6 protein-coding genes are annotated in these 2,845 nt (G+C 47.0%); all 6 read left to right on the top strand.

All coding sequences use genetic code 11. The features are described 5' to 3' along the window. Positions 1 to 502 precede the first annotated feature (502 nt). The 6 genes from ACUNV4_RS30265 (at position 503) to ACUNV4_RS30290 (ending at position 2,735) form a co-directional block, all read left to right on the top strand. A complete protein-coding gene (locus ACUNV4_RS30265; protein WP_430882409.1) occupies positions 503 to 793 on the top strand; it encodes a type II toxin-antitoxin system RelE/ParE family toxin in 291 nt (96 codons plus the stop codon). After that, positions 790 to 1,065, top strand: coding sequence for a helix-turn-helix domain-containing protein (locus ACUNV4_RS30270; RefSeq protein WP_430882410.1), 276 nt, complete (start codon positions 790 to 792; stop codon positions 1,063 to 1,065). Before ACUNV4_RS30265 ends, ACUNV4_RS30270 begins: the two co-directional genes overlap by 4 nt. A gap of 343 nt (positions 1,066 to 1,408) precedes the next feature. Further along, positions 1,409 to 1,591, top strand: a complete 183-nt coding sequence (locus tag ACUNV4_RS30275; protein WP_430882411.1) for a type II toxin-antitoxin system RelE/ParE family toxin — start codon at positions 1,409 to 1,411, stop codon at positions 1,589 to 1,591. Between the two features lie 25 nt (positions 1,592 to 1,616). Then, complete coding sequence (locus ACUNV4_RS30280) at positions 1,617 to 1,922, top strand: HigA family addiction module antitoxin (RefSeq protein WP_430882412.1); 306 nt, start codon at positions 1,617 to 1,619, stop codon at positions 1,920 to 1,922. A 237-nt stretch (positions 1,923 to 2,159) separates the two neighbouring features. Then, entirely contained in the window at positions 2,160 to 2,438 is a 279-nt protein-coding gene (locus tag ACUNV4_RS30285) for a type II toxin-antitoxin system RelE/ParE family toxin (RefSeq protein ID WP_430882413.1), read from the top strand. Between the two features lie 9 nt (positions 2,439 to 2,447). Then, positions 2,448 to 2,735, top strand: coding sequence for a HigA family addiction module antitoxin (locus ACUNV4_RS30290; protein WP_430882414.1), 288 nt, complete (start codon positions 2,448 to 2,450; stop codon positions 2,733 to 2,735). Positions 2,736 to 2,845 lie beyond the last annotated feature (110 nt).

Genomic DNA, 2,845 nt, shown 5'->3' on the forward strand with positions numbered 1-2,845 from the left:
AAGAGCGTAGTGCGGGAAATCCGCACGCTACGTTCTGTGGGAATCGGTGGCAGGAGACTGCCACCGATGACCCGGTGCTGAGGGTGAGATTCCCTCGGCTTACTCACCTATCCGTCGCGTCCCGCAAGTAGCAGTGTCCGATTCAGAATCGGATTCCTGAAGGTATCAGCAACGCCAAGGCTGCAAGTAGATGTACTGTTTAGAGCCGCTTGGATTCACGAATATTGCTGCGGACATGTGTTTGCGTGGCTTTACAGTTTTCTGCAATGGTTATTTCACAAGAAGAAATCTCGTTACGGGCATGCAACGCCGGCTTATTGCCGGATCATGGAAACGAGAAGATAGGTATCTGTAAATCGCTACTTCGTAGCGATGAATGCGTGGCTGGGTATCGGAGAGCGTTCATGTCACGAATTGACAGAATGTACAAATATATGTACATTGCAGTATGTTTGAAGTTAAAGATATCTGGTAGGAAGGAACAAGTAAGAATGACCTGCTCGTGTTCTCCGATGATGCTCGACACTCGATGGGATACCAGCTTCATATCCTGCAGTGTGGAGATATGCCTGAAGACTGGAAACCCTTGAAGAACCTAGGCAAAGGAATTACGGGTGTCTACGAAATTCGCATTTCTGTAGAGAAAAATATTTATCGCACCGCCTATGTCACCAAGTTTTTAGACGTAGTCACGGTGCTTCACTGTTGGCAAAAGAAAACTCAGCAGACATCACAAGCTGATAAGGATCTGATCGTGTCGCGTTACCGATCGGCCAAGGAGACATTGACATGAGCGGAGCAAGGACCAAAGGGTCAGTATTTGACGCAATAGAAGAAGACGCAGGAGTGGCCGAACAATTAAAAATTAAAGCGGCGCTAATGGACTGCATTCGACAATATATTAAGGAAAACGGGTTGACCCAGCAAGAGGCTGCGGACCTGATGGGAGTTCAACGGTCTCGTATAGGAGATGTCTCCCGAGGGCACATTACTGTGTTCTCGATTGATTCTTTGGTTGCGATGGCTGCACGTGTTGGTCTGCATCCAGTGAAGATCGCAGCTTAATTGTTACAGAGAGATATTAAGTAAAAAGCTCTGGATAACATTGCATTGAAGCTGACATTGGACCCGTCACCGGAACGTGGTTACGCCACAACCCGGCGTCACCTCCAATGCAGCTGAATGCTTTGTTCGGTGTGGCGGCGAACTCTCGTAAAAAGCCCGAACCTGCCATAAAGAACGTTACCGACTCATTTGACAGTCTTAGTTGAGATTGATATGGTACGTGGAACGTATCGCATAACTACATCCGATGATCAGAAGCTTCAAGGACAAGAAGACCGCGCGCTTTTTCGAAGGTGAGGATGTAAAGGATTTTCGTAGTTTTGTCGATTAATTGGCAAGAAGATTGACTTACTTGAACGAAGTGGATGAATTGCAGGATTTACGTGAACTCAGAAGCAATCGGTTCGAGGCACTCATCGGCAAGAGGAAAGGTCAATACAGCATACGAATAAACAAACAATGGCGTCTTTGCTTTCGCTGGGGCCCAGACGGTCCTGAGGACGTCGAAGTTGTTGATTATCATTAAGGAATTATTAAAAGAGAATTAAAAGATGAATCGTCGAAATGGCATGCGCCCGGTACACCCCGGGGAAATTCTCCGAGAGGAGATGGAAGAACTGGAAATGTCAGCTCGAGCAATGGCAGAAGCTCTGAGTGTGCCTGCTAACAGGGTAAGTGCCATTCTCAATGGAACTCGTGGTATCACTGCGGATACTGCGCTAAGGCTATCGCGTTACTTGGGTACTACTCCTGAGGTATGGATGAACCTACAGAAAAGCTATGAGCTCAGAACGGCTGAGATAGAGGCTGGGAAGGATATAGAAAAGCAAATAAAACCTCGTTCCAAAGCGGCCTAGATGAGATGGTTAATGAGAGACTGGAAGTATCAGACAAAAAGCCAAACCGAACAAAGCCATGATACTGAAACTTGACCCTGCCACGCCTGCGCTGCCGCTCCGTAGTGTCAGCCTCAAGTTCAGCATATTGCGGCTGTTATATTTCACTAGCAGTGTCTAGCCGGTACAAGCAACTCTTTTTACTGTAAGTGTCGGCTTGTGATTGTAACTAGATACGTTGCATGTTACGATTCTTGCATGATCAAGAATTTCAAGCATAGAGGGCTGCAGAAGTTCTTTGAAACCGGCAAAACCACGGGGATCAATGCCCAGCACGCCACGAGAATCCGTATCTTGCTGGCGCGGCTCAATGTGGCAGTTAACCCCAAGGATTTAGATGCTCCTGGATTCTATCTGCACGAATTGAAAGGCAAGCGGAAGAACACGTGGAGCCTGAGAGTGAACAAAAACTGGAGATTAACTTTCAGCGTTGAAGATGATGACGTTGTTGATGTTGATCTCGAAGACTATCATTGAGGTAAAGAAATGAAAATGCACAACCCACCTCATCCTGGTGAGGTATTGAAGGAAGGTTGGATCGAGCCTTTAGGCTTGACTGTAACCGCCGCGGCGGAAGCATTGGGCGTCACTAGGAAAACGTTGTCAGCGATTCTGAATGGACGATCTGGTATTAGCCCTGATATGGCTTTAAGGCTATCCAGAGCGTTTGATACCACTGCTGAAAGCTGGCTCAGTCAGCAGATGCAATATGACCTGTGGAACGCTATGCAAGATAAAGAGCACTTAGAGGTGAAGCGAATAAGGGCAGCGTAGTAAGTAAAAGAAATGACAGTAATTCCCGGCAAACTCACATCGGAAGGTGAATGCACACGGCAAAAATTGATGGACGAGAGCAGCCTCGATCCTCAGTGGTCGATATTATA

The organism is Granulosicoccus sp. 3-233, assembly GCF_052681095.1.